This is a genomic window from Philodulcilactobacillus myokonensis, assembly GCF_027923585.1.
Taxonomy (GTDB): Bacteria; Bacillota; Bacilli; order Lactobacillales; family Lactobacillaceae; genus Philodulcilactobacillus; species Philodulcilactobacillus myokonensis.
This window is the reverse complement of the sequence record NZ_BRPL01000002.1, coordinates 319,498-335,983: the sequence shown is the minus strand read 5'-3', so window position 1 is coordinate 335,983 and position 16,486 is coordinate 319,498. Positions and strand designations below refer to the sequence as shown.

The following is a 16,486-nucleotide window of genomic DNA, read 5'->3' as shown; positions in this document are numbered from 1 at the left end:
GTTAGGAGAAATTAATATGCGGAACAAGCGTTTGAATATGATTGTAATTGGTTTAATTGTAATCTGTGTTGGGATAATTGGGGTCCTTCATTTTCATTCTTCTTCACATCAGAATGCTAAGGCCCCCGTTTCCCGTCAGGGTGTTAAACAAAGTTATCTGTATGATGATAAAGGAACCATCAATACCGTTTCTAATGGTAATAAAATGCGACGTCAACTGGATGGGTCCAAGGACGCCAAGGAAGTTGTCGCTTTAGATGCCGATACCAATAAAGTTATCTACGAAAAGAATGCTAAACAAAATACTAAAATTGCCTCACTGGCTAAACTAATGACGCTTTATCTAGTTGCTAAAAAAGTGCATCACCTACATAATAATTGGAATCAGCGAATCGATGTCACTAATCCTAATTTACGCCGAATGAGTCATAATTCTGAGTTTAATGGTGGCTTTAAATTTAAAGCCAATTCGTATACCGTTCGCCAGCTATACCAGGCTGCCATTGTTGGTTCTTCCGATAGTTCCACAATTGCCCTTGGTGAATGGGTTGCTGGTAGTGATAAACAGTTCATCCAGGATATGAATACCCAGGCGAAACTATGGCATTTGAACGCCCACTTTGTCTCCGCATCCGGCTTAGAGAATGACGACCTTGCCAAATACGGCTTCAAGATCACCGGTAAGAATAAGACCGGGAATGAAGTCTCGGCCTTAGCAACCGCCGTGATCTCCCGTAATATTTTGAAGGATCATCCTGATATCTTGAAAGATGCTTCCCAAAGTAGTGAAAAAGTAGCGGGTCAGATTCTGGTTAACGTTAATCCCCTTTTGAAGAATGGTTCGCTTGCTGACCTAGTTGATGGTCTGAATGTTGATGGCCTGAAAACTGGGTTCACCGATTCGGCCGGTTTGTGCTTCGTGGGGACCGCCCACCCGAAAGGCAAGCACCGGATCATCTTAGTTGTCTTAAATGACCAGAAGATCTTTACTAATTCCGCCAAAATGTTGAAGGAATTGTACCGAAATAATCCACAACAGACCAAGCCAAAGGCAGTCAAGCAGCACAAGGTTAAGATGGCAAAATAATAATTAAAATGTAAAAAATAACCGCGTCCGGATGGGATGCGGTTTATTTTAGTTTGAAATGTAGTAGTTATCAAAATAAAGACACAAAAAAGCCGCTAAGGTTGACGACCACCGACGACTTTATTGAATAATTTAATTATTTAATTTAGCAAGATGAATCAACTTATATAAATCAATTCACTGGATGCCGATTGCAGTCGGTATCCTTTTTTATTCATTTTTATTATATATTACTTTGGTTGGTAAGTAAATATTTATTAATTTTAGTTCTTATAATCTAATACTAATAAAAATCATTTTTTGTTTTTAGCCATTTTATTAGACGCATTTTTCTTGTTATGATTTAAATTACTATTTTCATAATTAGGATACATAAATTTACCAACTAAAGCTAAAGATCCAAAGCCAGAAAGTGTCCCCGCAATATAATGATTTGTAAACAACAAAATTATTGTTGATAAAACTAATATTATAGCAATTACGAAAGCAAACCATTCTCTTCTTCTTCTTGAATCATTTAAACTTTCAGCATTTTTCTTTCTTATTTCAAAATAGGATTTTTGAAGATTTCTTCTATATTTAGATTCTTCAATCCCACTATCAATGATTTTATTAGCTATCCCAGGATTTATTTCATTATATCCCTTTAGCATTTTTGGATTAGGGAACGGGCTAGAAGTTCTCGTTTCTTGAATTTTTATCAAACGATGTTGCAAATTAGGAGGTAATTTTTTAAAATCCTTGTGAGATTTTATTTCAGAATTAGAATTTTTTCTAACCTTACTATCTGGATGCAATTGGGGTGATTGGGAATTTTTTGTCTCTTTCATATTTATTTAGTGACTTGTACATATCCTTTCCAATTTTTTTATAATCATTATTAATCTCATGATAATCATTATTTATAGAAAATTTTGGAAACTCGTATAAATAATTCAAATTATTGTTTTTTGAAAATAATGATTCAATTTTGTTATTTACTTTATCAATTTTATTATTAACCAAGTCAATTGGGTAAAATATGGTTCTACTTATTAATTTTATAAGTAACTTTGAAAAAATAAATATTGAATTAATTAATTTAACTATGATCATAATAATATATCCCCCTTTTATTTATAATAATAAGGATTATCTTAAATATCAATTTATTTATACTTTAGATAATAGTAGAATGTACACTATTAAAGTGAACTACATCGGGATTGAAATTCAGAGCTTCTGGGAACGTTTCGCTTGAACAATCCCTTTCGGGATTAAACAGAGATAAATTAATCCATATAGGAAGGTGATCAAACATGTCACAAAAGCAATTAAAAGATGCTATGGATTTAATCAATCAAGAAATTAAAAACAACTTTAAGAAAGTAAAAGATAATGCCTACAAAGCATATTCATCCAAGAATAATTAGTATTTTCCTCTATCACATGATGATAGAGGATTTTTTATTTCACTAACCCTACATTTCATTTAACTTTCTTAACTTCGCTTTCACCGCCAATCTTTCCGCCAACGGTGCCTTCTTATAATGCGGCTCATAATCATCATTCGCCCACTCTGGCAACGTTTCATGGATCACAGGTCGCTTTCCAAATCGGATCCGTTGCCTTGTTGGCTTAACCGTCTTCACCGGTTGCTTCAAACCAAATGCATCTAAAAAGAAATCCTTCAGCGCATTCGTCAAATAGCCCCAGTACGTCTGATAGCCATACTTAATAATATAGCTAAAAATGTGGTTCAACTGCTCGTACAGCCCACTCTGCAGATTCTGATTACTTTCAAACTGGGTCACTGCCGTCTTCGCAATTTTTGCCTTCATTGCCACCACGTTCCTAGCATTCAAGATAATCCGCACAATCTTGTGACAATTTTTCAGATTGCACTTGGCAAACTTCAAAATGGACTGGAGTGTCGGTTCAGTTAGACCAATTTGTTTGGTCGACTTGATCCACCGGGTCGATTCATCTTCACGTTGATATAAATGTGCCGGTTCTGTGTTAACTGTTCCATTACCCTTGTATTGATTAAAGTATTCTTGATTAGGTTGCACATTCTGCACTTCAGGAGTTGCAGATTTTACCACCCGCGGTAAAAAGATTTTGCCAGCATGATTGAACTGGTGTCTGATGACGATTAAACCTAAACGCTTAAAATGCGCATAGATCTTGCTGACGGTTCTCCTCGATACCCGTAATTTATTCGCCATTTCATCCAATGTGAAGATGACGTAGTAAGCGTTCATTTTAGCATCATAAAAGTTGCTGCGTTTCATAGAAGATTTTAATCGATCAGCCAAACGAGCGTAAGCCACCACTTCATTCATGTTCAATTCCGAATTGTCCGCAATCTCCATATCGACAAGTAAGCATTGTTTCATCATTTATTATTCCCCTTTTGGAATAATAAAAAAGGCCTGAATATTCCATTCGGACCTGCTAGTATGTATTTGAAATTAGTATTCATTCAGCATATAATGATAACTGGTATATTAATACTAGCGGGAAACTAATGATGTCGTTCTACCAAAAACAAATACATCATTAGTTTTCTTTTTATTATTCAATTTTATTAGCCGTCCAAACATTTTGGGCGACTTTTTATATACATTAGTAATATTACTACTGTGGTGGCGGGGTGTCAATTGGAAGTTAAAAAAGAGCTTGCCCATTATTTGAGCAAAACTTTTCTATTATTGAAAATTAAATTTAGCGTAAAACTTGTTTTCTAACTATATCCCATTTCCAATGACCATTTTCAGTTGAATAATGATATACACGCTTAATTCGATGATTATTAATCATAAATGGATTAAATTCTTTATCTTTTTTCCAGCATATTCAAGAAAAGCATTAAATACGTCCGATCCTAATGCAATAATTTCAGCATTGGGAGCAATTTCAATTGAATCAATACGTTTAAAAAATTTTTTAACATCATTTGTTGTTAACTGAACCTCATTGGATTTACTATTATTTTCAGAACCTAAATCTGTCATGAAACTTCCCCTAAATTCAGTTACGTATAAAACAGAAGCAAGTCTGTAATCAACACTTTTAAGTTCGTCATGAAAATCAAATAATAATCCTAAATCAATAGCGGAATTAAATTACAAGAATTTTTGAAAGCAATAACATAATCAGCATTATAATTATTAATTAATAAGTAGTTAAACTGATAAATATTTACCAGGCTTATCTATCTTATAAACTACAATAATCATTTAAAAAAGATAAATTTTTCATCATTAATAAAATTTTAAACACGTTAAGTATATTAATTCTCAAATATAGCAGCAATTATTGCACCAATAATTGTAGCAGTTGCAGTAATCAACGTGGTTATAAATGCTATAAAAGTTTTGTCTTGCATATTATTGATTTTATAAATTAAAACTTTATAATGGTAAGATAAGTAAAAAGAAATATATATAACGTATAGTGGGAGATAAGGATCAACTTTTTTAATATTCTTTACATTAAGTGCACTGTTAATAAAGCAATAAAATAATATAAGGAATATAAATAAAAACACACTTTCAATTATACGTTTTAAATTAAATTTCTTTGAAGAATTTAATAATATTTTATATTTAATAATATAATCATCAGAATAATCATCAATTTCATATCTAATCCAACAATACATAAATATAATTAAAATAATATATATAACTACCATAGTAGCACCATAATTTATCATAATATTATTCAATGAAAGTATATTAACAAATAATTGATTCCTATTAAAAACTGCTATAAAAGCATAAATCAAAACAAAAATGGCACTATATAAAATAAAAAACAAAAAAGAATCAATCAAAGTAGTGATAAACTTAATCAAAGTATTAACCATTACTTTTAATAATCTTGATTTTTGGTTAACCTTTTTTTATTAAAATTACATATGCATTTACATGATTTAACATCATTTTTCTTAATAAATAATTACCCTCTTCTTTCAATTAATTTAATATAACAATTAAATTATTAACAATATGAATTTAAAAGTCACCTTATCACTTACCAGATGTTAAATTCATTTAAAATAAAATCATCTTTTTATATTTTTAAAATTATTAAGACTATCGAAAACAATTGACTCTAAATTTAATGCTATTTGTTTAATTCTATCTAAATTATTAAAATCTGGTACTCCTCGATTTTTTTGAAATTTTTTCATCATTTCTATTCCAAGACCATTTTTTTTGCTATTAAGTTCTTCCCATATATTATATTTATATTTCAATCTATATTCATGATTACCATTTCCATTATCAACGATAGCAATAGCATTTATTGGATTTAATTTTAATAAATTATTTAATCCTTGATCTTGAGTAGCAATTTCACGAAGAATAAATTTATGCTTTGATGGATTACTTTGATCACTCATGTATAAAACTTCATATTTTATCAATGATATATCACGAGCCATTCCTCTCAATCTCTTTTTAATGTTAATTAAATTACTACCTAATTGTAATGGTTTAGCAAATAGTTGAATTTCTTTATGATTTTTTCTATCTATAATTAAATAAGCATAATATAATTCTGCTTCTAAATATGGTAATTTTTCACTAGCAATAAAATCTAAAATAAACTTCATTTTTTTAACAATGCTTTTATGATCAAAGAGTAATTCACTCGTAGCTAGTAAAAGTATAATATACATTATCCAATAATATTCAGATACTTTCATATTCTTTTTACCTTCATCAAATAATGATAATATTTTTTTAGATTCATTTTTATCAATATTTTTTTTAAAATTAATCATATCGCTATAAGATGTATTTTTAAAACCAGTAAACGGAATTATAGATTTAAGTACATGTTCATCTTCGCTGTCAATTAAAATATTTTCTATCAAATAAGGATTACAATCAATATTATTACGATACTTTTTTAAATCAGTTAAGTATTTTATAAATTTTTTGTCATCATCATTGTTTAAATCAAATTTTTTACTTAGCCTTCCAACTATATTAGAATCTAATCCCGTTGATAATATGGGACGATAAGAATTAATGATTGGATATTTTTCTTTTAACAAATTAGGATCTAAAATAATAGTATTGGTATAATCTGAAAGTTGACTAACATGGTATTTGCCAACATTTTTTATTGGTTTGGCTTCAAGATTTTCCAAGTTGGGTCTGTCAAACATAATAAAATAAATATTATTATATTTACTATTATAAATATTTGAAATATAATTTGAATCATAAAAAACGTTCATTATATAATCATGTTGTTGTTCACTTAAAATATTTTACAACTCCTTTAAAAATAATATTGTAGAAGTCATCATTTTTAACTTCATAATAGTCTTTAAATTAATAATGATGGTAGTCCAAACACATATAATTTAATCTCATTAGAAGATGATGACCGTATTTTCATAAACTACCACTAATTTACTGTCCTCTTAATAAATTATATTTATTAAAAATTTCTATCATTAATAAAATGAAAGAAATTTAATATATAATAATTCTACCACATTATCACCCAAGTGCAGTTAACAATACAAATAAATCCCCTAAAAGCCACTGCTTTTAGAAGATTTTTTTATCTATTTAACTATTTTATTCACAATCTTAAAGAAAATCATCAACGCATAATACCCTAACACAACACCCAGTGCATTCGATATCACATCATTAATATCAACATACCGTAAGAATCCATTCACAGTATTATCCAATACAAATTGAGTTGCTTCAATAAAACACCCAATGCCAATTCCTAATGACAGTACCAACCTAAATTTTACCTTGTGCTTATCAATCAATAACAGTAGTACACCAACTGGCATCGTCATGATCACATTCAACCAGGAGATTTCTTGAAACGGGACATAGCAAACTGATGCATTTCAAGCCATAATCTATGCTGAAGTAGATTCACCCTACTTTTCAAATGAAGTAGCATCTAGAAGTAATCATCAGAAAATATATGAATAATAAATAATATTATGATAAAATAAAATGAAGTAGGATTTATTTTTAATTAATGATTTATTTCTATATTTTTGTCTTTATTTTCAATATTTTGACATATTCCTACAATATATAATATAACCAAAATTATATCAAATGTCAATATTATTTATTCAATGTTTATTCAAGCTTTTTAAGGAGTGATTTTTTATTAGTAACATATACATCACTGCAATTTTACCTGCTCATAATGAAGAAAATGGTATAAAAAAAGCAATCGATTCAATCAGAAATTATGTTAATTGCATTATCGTTGCTTGTGATAATTGTAGTGATAATACGTTAGAAATTGCTAAAAAATCAGGAGCAGATATTGCATTTAATACTGTTGATAATAACTTCAGAAAAGCAGGTGCTTTAAATCAGGCCCTTGACAAATATGCTGATTTTTCAATTAAAAATCAATTTTTCTTAATCATGGACGCTGATACCGAAGTAGTCGACCCCAAACTTTGGTTTAAAAAAGCTGAAAGTTTAGTCTACCCTAACCGTCCTAAAATAAGTAGAAAACTTATGAATATGAATCCAATCAGAAAAACAATTTTAAAATTATTTAATTTTAAAAAATACAAAAGATTATTTTTTAATAAAGCATATGATTGCGTCGGTTCCATTTTTAAAGCCCCACGACACGTTCATTCTAATATAGAAGAGGGTCAAAAATTAGAATGGATTACATACGCGGGTAAAGTTGAAAGATCACAAAAAGTGTTCGTATTGACTGGAACATGTAGTTTAATCAGCGCAGAAATGCTAAATAAAGTATATCAAAAGAATCATAAGAAATATTTTTATAACGTAAAAACAGTTACCGAAGATTTTGAAATGACGATTAGTCTAAAAGAAGTTGGTGCTAGACTAATCAGCCCTATTGACTGCCAATGTTATACCTCCACCAAAGGTAGTGTTAAAGATTTACTCAGTCAAAGAAGAAGATGGTATCTAGGTGCCATCGAATTGGTTAATGAACGAAAAATTAATCGCGTTATGCTTACTTATATTTTTCAACAAATAATGTTATTCATATCTGTTTTTTCATATATTTTATTTATTGGCATGTCCATTTATCTTTATCTAACTAATAACGTCTCATTAACTTCTTTTTGGTTTACAATCGGAATAATATTTATCATTGATCAAACGGTTCGTACTTGGAAATTCGGTACCTGGTTCGATCGTTTTTATTCAATGTCAATGATGGGATGGCTTTGGTACAGTTTACTACTGCAAATAGCATATTTATGGGCTTTAGAATCATATATTGATCAACATAAAATATATTGGAATTCTAAAAAGAAGCAAAAATAGAATTGAAGTGACTATCATATGTTAATGAATATTTTACCATTTAATATTACCATCAAATCTTTATATTATATTTCTGCAAGTTTTTCCATTTTTTATTTTATTTTGTCAATTATGGAAATCATTCATGTATTTTATAATAAATTTCGTTCAGATCATGACTGGAATTATAGCAAAAAAGTTGATAAAAAAGATGGGGCCCATTATTCAACCTGGTTAATAGTATTAATGATCATCAATTTTATAATTTTAATTTTAATTACATTCATTATCCCGTTAATTCACATTTTTATAAGTTAGGAATGATTTTTTAATGACATTAACAATTCGTAAATTATTTAATCAGCACAACAAAATATTTATGATATGTTTTTTTATTCTCATGTCTTTTTTAAGTGTGGCTTACTTACTTCACTTTAACCAAGTTTATAATAACCCAGATTTTATATATCACTATAGTAGAATTAATGGAATCAAATATAATTTAATAAAAGGAAACTATCCTTTTATTAATCAAGGAACCACCGTCCCCTATGGAACAGTTTTATCTTTTTATCCTTGGCTTACATTACTTCCATTTATTTTACTTTCTTTTTTTATACCCAATGGTGTCATCCTGTTCTACTCAGTAATTGGTATCATTTTATTTATTACTTATATGACAAGTTATTTTGGATCTAAAGTAATCAATAATTCAAATAGTAATGCTTTCGTATATTCTATACTGTATACTAATAGTTCTTTAATTTTTAATTGGGCGTTTTACAGCGGTGATATTGGTGCAACTTTAGCGATGGCTTTTTTTCCACTTGCTTTTTTTGGACTTATAAGCTTTTTAAAAGATGGTAAACATATTATTATGTTTACTATTGGAATATTATTAGCTTTATCAAGTCATCTTATAACTGGTGGAATCGGATCCCTATTTTTATTGATTATTGGAATATTTTATATAAATAAGATTAATTATAAAAAATCATTAAAATTATTTGCATCATTAATGACAATAATATTATTAACCAGCATTTTTTGGTATCCAATGTTTGAACTATCTCATTTAAATAACATTAATTTACCAAGTAATTTTGGCCATATACTTGATGGCATCTATGAATATATAGGAAAGCCGGCTAATTATGTTTATGGAATTACTGAAATTATTGGTTTTGCAAGCATCTTATTTATTAAAAGCAAAAATTATACTAAATTAGATTTAATAAGCTGGTTTATTGGAATTATTTGTTTTGTTATTAATATTAAATATATTGGAAATTTTCTTTCAACATATACTCCATTTATTTCTAAATTCCAATTTGCATTTCGTTTTATGTTAGTTGCTCATATTTTTCTAGCATTCTTAGCTACAAAATTAATTACGGGAAAATATAATGATGCAATCAGTTTTCCTAAATCTTTTGAATATATATTTGTTGCTTTTTGCATCTGTATCCCATTTGTCAATGAATATGGATTTCAATTTTTAATGCATAATAGATATTTAGTAGATACAGTTTCCAAAATGTATTATGCTGAATCCAAATCTAATGATACCTATTATAATAAGTTTAAATTTAATGCTGCCAGCTATAAAAATCTACAACACTTTTATTATGCATACGATTATGCACCAAATCCAATTGTAAAAAATAACCTCCATTTAGATATGCATTTCAAAACAAAGATATATGATAAGAATGATAACCAAAATCACATTATTAATTATCAACCCACTAAACAGGGAATTATTATTAACAATAAGGGTTATCAGAATATTGAATACCCCATTTATATCTATAAGGGAATCAAATATAAATTTACTTTAAATCATCACCGGTTATCTGATAGTCATATTAATGAGAAATTAACATACAATAACTATCGTTTAACACTAAAGAATTTACCTAAAGGTAAAAATATGATTAGCATTGCTAGTGCTAATTTGGAAAAATAATCGTATAAAATACAAATTATAAATAAAATCCCCTAAAAGCCAAATCTTTTAGAGGATTTTTTGCATCTATTTAAAGAATTTATATTTGAAATATTTTGCTATATATATAATTAATTCAACAATAGTCATTAAATACATAAAATATTAGTTAACATTATATTACTTTTTACAATAATAATTCCTTTTCCTTTAGGAAAGTTAAGAACTTTCAAAAGGCTATTTTGATCATGATGAATTTTATAATGCTTATTATTAATAGATACATCATAATTAATTCCATTATAATATAGGTAAGGTAAAACAACATACTTATTATTCTGCTGATTATCAAAATGAATAACACCATTTCCATAATTATTAAAATTAACATTATTTATATTTGATTCTTTATTATTTATAATATATTGTACAATATTATCATTTAAAGTTGCTTTAGGATAATAATCATTATCACCCATTAAATTAAAAAATCTATTATTAGTAATATGACTGTTTTTATTATTTACACTAATATTATTGTTAGAATTACTATAAACAATTTGATTAATATATTGACTTTGAATGTTATATTGAAAAATCAAACAAAATACAATAATTAAAAATAATTTTAAATAAATGCTTATTTTTTTAAAATTATTTATAATGATACAGGAAAAAAGATAGTCCAATAATAATTGTGGAATAATATAAAATCTAGATGGAGATTGAATAATATTCAAGAAAGTATTAGAAAAAGGTTCCATGGAAATAAATTGCTATAAATTAAAATAATAATAACACTACATATATATAATTTCTTATTAATCTTTGTTAATTTCTTAAAAAATATAAATCCCAGTAAAACTGTAATTAAAGCTATAATATTTACTGTAAAGTGTATAAATTGAGAATCTGAAATATAATTTGAGGGGGAATAAACTATCCTTTAAAATTATATCACTATTAACTCCTGGCATTCCCATATTAAATGGTCTAATTAATTTATTCATAAGAACCAATTTAATAGCAGGTAGCCAATATAAACTACTACTTAACAGTGTAACAACTACTGCTTTAAATAAAATAATTATCTTATTTAAATTAATTAATTTATAGTCAAGAATAATCCATATAATAAAAAATAAGAAAAGTATAAATGTACTTATAACATGAGTTAATACTAATAATGTCATTCCAATTGATAATTCCAGCCATTTATTAAATTTAATAAATTGTAAAAATCCAAGAAAGTTCTTGTTAAAAAACATGGTAGCAAAAAAGTTAGTGCTTACACTAAAGCTGTAAATAACAAAAATAGTGCCGCTAAGAATGTTAAGAATGCTAAAACAAGGTTGGCAAGAGCTAAGTCATATAAGGCTAGAAGAAATGCTCGTAAGGCATTAAGAACTGCTTATAGACAGGAAGCTTATTCTGATCTTAAAGTATCTAAATTAGCTAAAACTAATAAACGTGGATATAAATTTGCTAAAGAAGCACTAGCTGCTGCTAAAAATTCTAATAACCGTAAGGCTAAAAAATTAGCTAATAAATTAGTTAATGCTTATAAAAAATTATTTAAAGCAGAAACTAATTTAAAGAAAGCACACAGTAAGAGAACTAAAAAGAATGCTAGAAAAGTATTAAACAGAACTAGAAGAAATTTAAAAAAGTTGCCAAAAATATTTAATTCAACATTAAATTATTAAAAAAGACAGAGAATCAAATTTTAAATTGGTTCTCTGCCTTTTTTTCTATAAATATTAAAATAACATTTAATTTCAACATCTATGTTTTTCTAAACCATAAGTATTATATCATCTAGTATTAATAATATTCAAATTAAACAATATTAACCTCACACATTCATTAAAATAAAAAGAATGAAAATAATTTTATATTAATGCTATAATGAGTTTTTAGTAATATGTACAATATGTACGGCTAAAAAATAATATTAAGAGGGTTACGAAATGCCAAAGAAAAGTCATAAAATTAGAAATACAATTTTAATCGTGCTTGCCGTCATCATCGTCGCCATTATTGGCGTGGGTGGCTATGCGATGCATAATCTGCACCAAGCTAGCAAAAATAGTTATCAACCGGCAACTGCCAAAAATTCGAGACCTGATGCGGTCAATCAAAAGCACCCCATCTCAATTCTACTATTAGGGACTGATACTGGTGCATTGGGCCGTGATTATAAAGGCCGGACCGATTCAATGATGCTCGTAACTTTGAACCCATCGACTAAGACCACTACCATGGTCAGCATCCCCCGTGATGCCGTCGTTAACATTCCCGGCGATGGTGTCGTCAAGATCAATTCAGCTTACACTTACAACGGTGCCAGTTCAGCCATGAACGTCGTCAGCCAATGGTTAAATGTACCCGTCGATTACTTTGGATTAATCAACATGGGTGGTTTAAAGAAAGCCATCAATGAAGTGGGTGGCATTGATATTGCACCGATTCAAACCTTTAGTTACTCTGGATACCATTACAAGCAAGGTCAGATGACCCACTTCGATGGCGATAAGGCATTACAATACTCAAGGATGCGTTACCAGGATCCACGTGGTGACTATGGACGCCAAGAACGTCAGCGTCAGTTATTGACCGCCCTCATCAAGAAGAGTGTTAATATTAAATCCATTTTGAACAGTGGTTTTCTTAACTCATTATCAACCCAAGCTCAAACCAATTTGAACCTTGGCAAACTAACTGACCTTGCCATAAATTACCGTGATACGAACCAACACGTTAATTCAACTTACCTTCAGGGCAATGGCGATATGATCAACGGCGTTAGTTTTCAAGTTGTCCCTCAGAATGAAAAACAACGAATTACTAATTTAGTAAGAAAGAATTTAGATTTAAAGCCTGCTCAAACTGGAACCAAATATGATTACAGATAAAATTTTAAAATAAAACCAATAAAAATCGACTTCCCTTTTCACTAAGAGAAGCCGATTTTTTTATTCTTTTATCGCCGTGTATAATGGGAGATAAACTATTTTTTAATAAAGGAGTTTATTTCTTGATAACACCCAAACAAATCAAACACTTAGAATGGATTCAGGTTCATAATCCGACTGATGATGATAGAAAAGTACTACATGACCAATATAAAATTAGAAAAGGCATTTTAAACTACGCCCTAGATATTCAAGAACGCCCGCGGATCGAAACGAATCCAAAGCAATCATACCTCTTGTTTATCTACGACGTTCCCGTCACCACCCGTTTTTCAGGTGACCTCAGTGCCGAACCGATCAGCATTCTAGTCACCAAGGACCGGAAGTTGTTTACATTCACTAGAACGCGGAGTGAAAATACTAATAACATCGTGAAAAAAGTCATCAAGAATATGATGGATGATGACCAAACGGAGCCACAACCGGAAGACGTCTGGAACATGCTACTAGAAATTTTCTATCAGCTTACGATTCCATTTTCCGACCATATCAACCGGATCAACGCGATGCGGACCAACATTCAACAGAACTTGAGTCGCAAAGCCAGTCGCAGTGAAATTACGCAATTATTAGGTTTGCAGACCCGGATTGTCTACTACCTAACTTCATTGACTTCGAACCGCGAATTATTGACGAACATCAAGCGCCAGTTCAAGGATCAATTGAACGAAACCCAATTGGAACGGGTCGACGATATTCTGGTCGAGAACAACCAGGAATTGACGATGGCGCAGATTGCCAGTACCGTGACCCAGGAAGTCGCCGATGCTTATTCCAATTTGTTAGACAGCAGTTTGAATACGACGATGAAAATTTTGACCGTCTTTTCAATTTTACTGACAATTCCGAATATCATCTTTGCATTCTATGGGCAGAACGTGAATTTGCCGTTCGCCAATTCACCGATTGCGTGGGAATTAACAATCATTATTTCGGTTATCATTAGTTTGGTGATTTGGTGGATTTACAAGAAGCATTGGTTGTAAAAAATCATTAAATTTAAAAATAATTTTCAAACTTTAAATAATTAAAAACCGCAATTTAGAAATGAAAATTAAATTACAGCTTCTTTTTTATAATTGATTGATGATCAGATTTAATTGATTGTGTAAACTCTTGTTATGGGTATATTTAGCTACTCTTCGTAAAGCTTTCTTACTACGTTTAGAATGTAACCGGTTCGGCTTGCGGGTTAATTTGTGAATGTCTTTCTTTTGCCATTTTTTCAAGTATCTTGCTAACTTATTTAAGCGTTGCGCATTCTTTTGAGCTCTACTTAATCTTCTAGTATGACGTTTGCTCTTACGGGCCTTACGCTTTCTACTAACGTGTTTTTTGACTGCATGTTTCTTAGCATGATGATGAACAGTAGGCGTAGAGTTAGTATCACTGTGGTCATATGCTCCTTTAATATCGCCAGAGCTGTTAATGTCAACATCGTGGCCACTATCATCTTCACCAGTGTAGTGAGCATGTTTTTTACCCCAAGCTTCAGCAGCTTTGTCATTAGCGGCGGATTCCTTATTTTCTTTATCAATTTCTGCTTGGCTTGGTAAAGACATGTCAGCATGAGCTTGGATAGAACCAATAACCATCGGTGCGAAGAGTGCAACCCCTGCAGCCCCTAATACGATTTTCTTGGATAATTTCTTTACATTGAACTTTTTCATAATTAATTAACTCCCTCAATATAATATATGTTTAGCATATTTTATATTGAAGATCATGACTAGATGTACTTTTAATTTACATTTATACATTACATCTGCTCGCACACGCGCTGATGTTGATGTAGAGCCTCTTCTGTAAAAAATAAGCTATAAATTCAAATCACAGAAATTTAAAATTATAGAAGTAAAATTTAGCTATAAAGTAAAAACAGTAATTGAAGTGAACCACCAAAGTATACAATTTTTATTGTCCAACTTTAGAGGTTCACTTTGCTTGCCACTTTAGGCAGCCGATTTTTTATTCCAAAATTAGACTAAAAATGTGCTCGCAGATCAAATCCGTGAGCACATTTTTATTATTTATTATCTTTTCCCTGTTCCAACATTTTCTTCATGACTGGTACCTGACCGTACTGGTTAGCTTGATCGGATGGGACGACCACCAAGTTGGTATCGGAATCTGCCAATGATTTGTAGGCATTGATGGACTGGTTCTGGAAGTATTTGTCATTAACTTCCCCTAAAGCGGACTGAATCGTATCGATCCGGTACTTTTCGGCGTCGGCTTCCGTTTTCGTTGATTGAGCCTTGGCTTTGGCAGTCGCAATCATAGCTTCATTCTTAGCTTTCGTCGTTAACTCAATCGACTTAGATTCCCCTTCTGCTTGGGAAATAGCAGCCTGTTTCTTCCGGTCAGCAGTTAACTGCTGTTCCATTGCCTTTTGAATGTCCGGTGATGGAATCAATTCATCGATGTTGACCCGATCGACGTTGATTCCATAAACGTTCGTTAGATCACCGATGGCATCCGCTAGATCTAAATTAATTTGTTTGGTTGATCCTAACGCTTCGTTCAACGTCATCTTTCCGATGATATCCCGCAAATGACCACGAACTAGCTGTTCCATTGATTTCACCGAATCAGTATTATCATACGAATATTTAACCGCGTCAGTGACGTGGTAGTTCAAAGTCACGCTAGCCTTAACTTCGGCGTTATCACGGGTAATCAATGAGTAACGCTGCAGTGATACCGGTGCCATGGCTAACGACACAATCCTGATTTTCTGAAAGAACGGAATATACATATGTATTCCAGAATTCACACTATGACTATATTTACCGAAAGTTTCCACTAACCCCTTGGTATTTTGTTTAACGAATTTTACCCCTAACATTCAAACCACTTCTTCCTATTGAATTAATTTTAATTGAAATTGATTGCCGTTGATTTGCACGATCTTGTATTTAGCATAGGCCTTGACCGGTTCATTATCCTTAATCTGATAATGATAAAAGATGCCGGAGACGTCCACTAACCCGTGTTTAACATCAATTTCACTTCCATTGATGACTTTACCTAAAAACTGGCGGTGCTCTAGACTATCCAGAATATCACAACCTTCCTTCGCAAATAATAGAGCCTCATTATATGCTTAAGTGGTGGAAAATCAACCCCAATTTGACTTATTTTTAATTATCCACTATTCTAAATTTAATTTAACGAAAGTAAGAGG

Annotated in this window: 14 protein-coding genes; 6 read left to right on the top strand and 8 right to left on the bottom strand. The window is 30.3% G+C overall.

What is annotated here, in order from left to right:
* The first annotated feature begins 16 nt into the window (after positions 1-16).
* Positions 17-1,087 (top strand): D-alanyl-D-alanine carboxypeptidase family protein, encoded by a 1,071-nt coding sequence (locus WR164_RS01695; protein WP_286135828.1) that lies wholly within the window; start codon positions 17-19, stop codon positions 1,085-1,087.
* 293 nt (positions 1,088-1,380) lie between these two features.
* Here the strand turns inward: WR164_RS01695 and WR164_RS01690 are convergent, their stop codons facing one another.
* The 5 genes from WR164_RS01690 to WR164_RS01670 form a co-directional block, all read right to left on the bottom strand.
* A complete protein-coding gene (locus tag WR164_RS01690) occupies positions 1,381-1,917 on the bottom strand; it encodes a DUF2335 domain-containing protein (protein ID WP_286135827.1) in 537 nt (178 codons plus the stop codon).
* Between the two features lie 630 nt (positions 1,918-2,547).
* Positions 2,548-3,468, bottom strand: a complete 921-nt coding sequence (locus tag WR164_RS01685) for a replication initiator protein A (RefSeq protein WP_286135825.1) — start codon at positions 3,466-3,468, stop codon at positions 2,548-2,550.
* Between the two features lie 417 nt (positions 3,469-3,885).
* Positions 3,886-4,083 carry a hypothetical protein gene (locus WR164_RS01680; RefSeq protein ID WP_286135824.1) on the bottom strand — a complete coding sequence of 66 codons (198 nt, stop codon included), beginning with the start codon at positions 4,081-4,083 and terminating at the stop codon, positions 3,886-3,888.
* 1,055 nt (positions 4,084-5,138) lie between these two features.
* On the bottom strand, positions 5,139-6,236 hold the full coding sequence (locus WR164_RS01675) for a hypothetical protein (protein WP_286135822.1): 1,098 nt from the start codon (positions 6,234-6,236) through the stop codon (positions 5,139-5,141).
* Positions 6,237-6,662: 426 nt separating this feature from the next.
* Positions 6,663-6,917 carry a VanZ family protein gene (locus WR164_RS01670; RefSeq protein WP_507763362.1) on the bottom strand — a complete coding sequence of 85 codons (255 nt, stop codon included), beginning with the start codon at positions 6,915-6,917 and terminating at the stop codon, positions 6,663-6,665.
* A gap of 322 nt (positions 6,918-7,239) precedes the next feature.
* Here WR164_RS01670 and WR164_RS01665 point away from each other — a divergent pair, with 322 nt between their 5' ends.
* Together WR164_RS01665 and WR164_RS01660 are read left to right on the top strand one after the other, a co-directional pair.
* Positions 7,240-8,397, top strand: a complete 1,158-nt coding sequence (locus tag WR164_RS01665; protein WP_309297712.1) for a glycosyltransferase family 2 protein — start codon at positions 7,240-7,242, stop codon at positions 8,395-8,397.
* A 379-nt stretch (positions 8,398-8,776) separates the two neighbouring features.
* Entirely contained in the window at positions 8,777-10,345 is a 1,569-nt protein-coding gene (locus WR164_RS01660; RefSeq protein WP_286135821.1) for a putative glycosyltransferase family protein, read from the top strand.
* Positions 10,346-10,473: 128 nt separating this feature from the next.
* Here WR164_RS01660 and WR164_RS01655 read toward each other — a convergent pair whose 3' ends face one another.
* Positions 10,474-10,803: a hypothetical protein gene (locus WR164_RS01655; RefSeq protein ID WP_286135820.1), complete on the bottom strand. Its 330-nt coding sequence runs from the start codon at positions 10,801-10,803 to the stop codon at positions 10,474-10,476.
* Between the two features lie 873 nt (positions 10,804-11,676).
* Between WR164_RS01655 and WR164_RS01650 the strand changes: the two genes are divergently transcribed.
* From WR164_RS01650 to WR164_RS01640, 3 genes are all read left to right on the top strand, one after another.
* Positions 11,677-12,030 (top strand): hypothetical protein, encoded by a 354-nt coding sequence (locus WR164_RS01650; RefSeq protein ID WP_286135819.1) that lies wholly within the window; start codon positions 11,677-11,679, stop codon positions 12,028-12,030.
* Between the two features lie 264 nt (positions 12,031-12,294).
* Entirely contained in the window at positions 12,295-13,239 is a 945-nt protein-coding gene (locus tag WR164_RS01645; RefSeq protein ID WP_286135818.1) for an LCP family glycopolymer transferase, read from the top strand.
* Positions 13,240-13,361: 122 nt separating this feature from the next.
* A complete protein-coding gene (locus tag WR164_RS01640) occupies positions 13,362-14,285 on the top strand; it encodes a magnesium transporter CorA family protein (RefSeq protein ID WP_286135817.1) in 924 nt (307 codons plus the stop codon).
* A gap of 87 nt (positions 14,286-14,372) precedes the next feature.
* Here WR164_RS01640 and WR164_RS01635 read toward each other — a convergent pair whose 3' ends face one another.
* Together WR164_RS01635 and WR164_RS01630 are read right to left on the bottom strand one after the other, a co-directional pair.
* Positions 14,373-14,969: a hypothetical protein gene (locus tag WR164_RS01635; protein ID WP_286135816.1), complete on the bottom strand. Its 597-nt coding sequence runs from the start codon at positions 14,967-14,969 to the stop codon at positions 14,373-14,375.
* A gap of 356 nt (positions 14,970-15,325) precedes the next feature.
* The gene (locus tag WR164_RS01630) at positions 15,326-16,147 is read right to left on the bottom strand and encodes an SPFH domain-containing protein (protein WP_286135815.1); all 822 of its coding nucleotides are present in this window, start codon (positions 16,145-16,147) and stop codon (positions 15,326-15,328) included.
* Between the last annotated feature and the right edge of the window lie 339 nt (positions 16,148-16,486).

Excerpts from the sequence above, each read along its gene's own strand:
- WR164_RS01680 (WP_286135824.1), bottom strand. The coding sequence starts at position 4,083 with ATGACAGATTTAGGTTCTGAAAATAATAGTAAATCCAATGAGGTTCAG.
- WR164_RS01690 (WP_286135827.1), bottom strand. The coding sequence starts at position 1,917 with ATGAAAGAGACAAAAAATTCCCAATCACCCCAATTGCATCCAGATAGT.
- WR164_RS01685 (WP_286135825.1), bottom strand. The coding sequence starts at position 3,468 with ATGATGAAACAATGCTTACTTGTCGATATGGAGATTGCGGACAATTCG.
- WR164_RS01645 (WP_286135818.1), top strand. The coding sequence starts at position 12,295 with ATGCCAAAGAAAAGTCATAAAATTAGAAATACAATTTTAATCGTGCTT.
- WR164_RS01635 (WP_286135816.1), bottom strand. The coding sequence starts at position 14,969 with ATGAAAAAGTTCAATGTAAAGAAATTATCCAAGAAAATCGTATTAGGG.
- WR164_RS01660 (WP_286135821.1), top strand. The coding sequence starts at position 8,777 with ATGTCTTTTTTAAGTGTGGCTTACTTACTTCACTTTAACCAAGTTTAT.
- WR164_RS01655 (WP_286135820.1), bottom strand. The coding sequence starts at position 10,803 with ATGGGTGATAATGATTATTATCCTAAAGCAACTTTAAATGATAATATT.
- WR164_RS01630 (WP_286135815.1), bottom strand. The coding sequence starts at position 16,147 with ATGTTAGGGGTAAAATTCGTTAAACAAAATACCAAGGGGTTAGTGGAA.
- WR164_RS01695 (WP_286135828.1), top strand. The coding sequence starts at position 17 with ATGCGGAACAAGCGTTTGAATATGATTGTAATTGGTTTAATTGTAATC.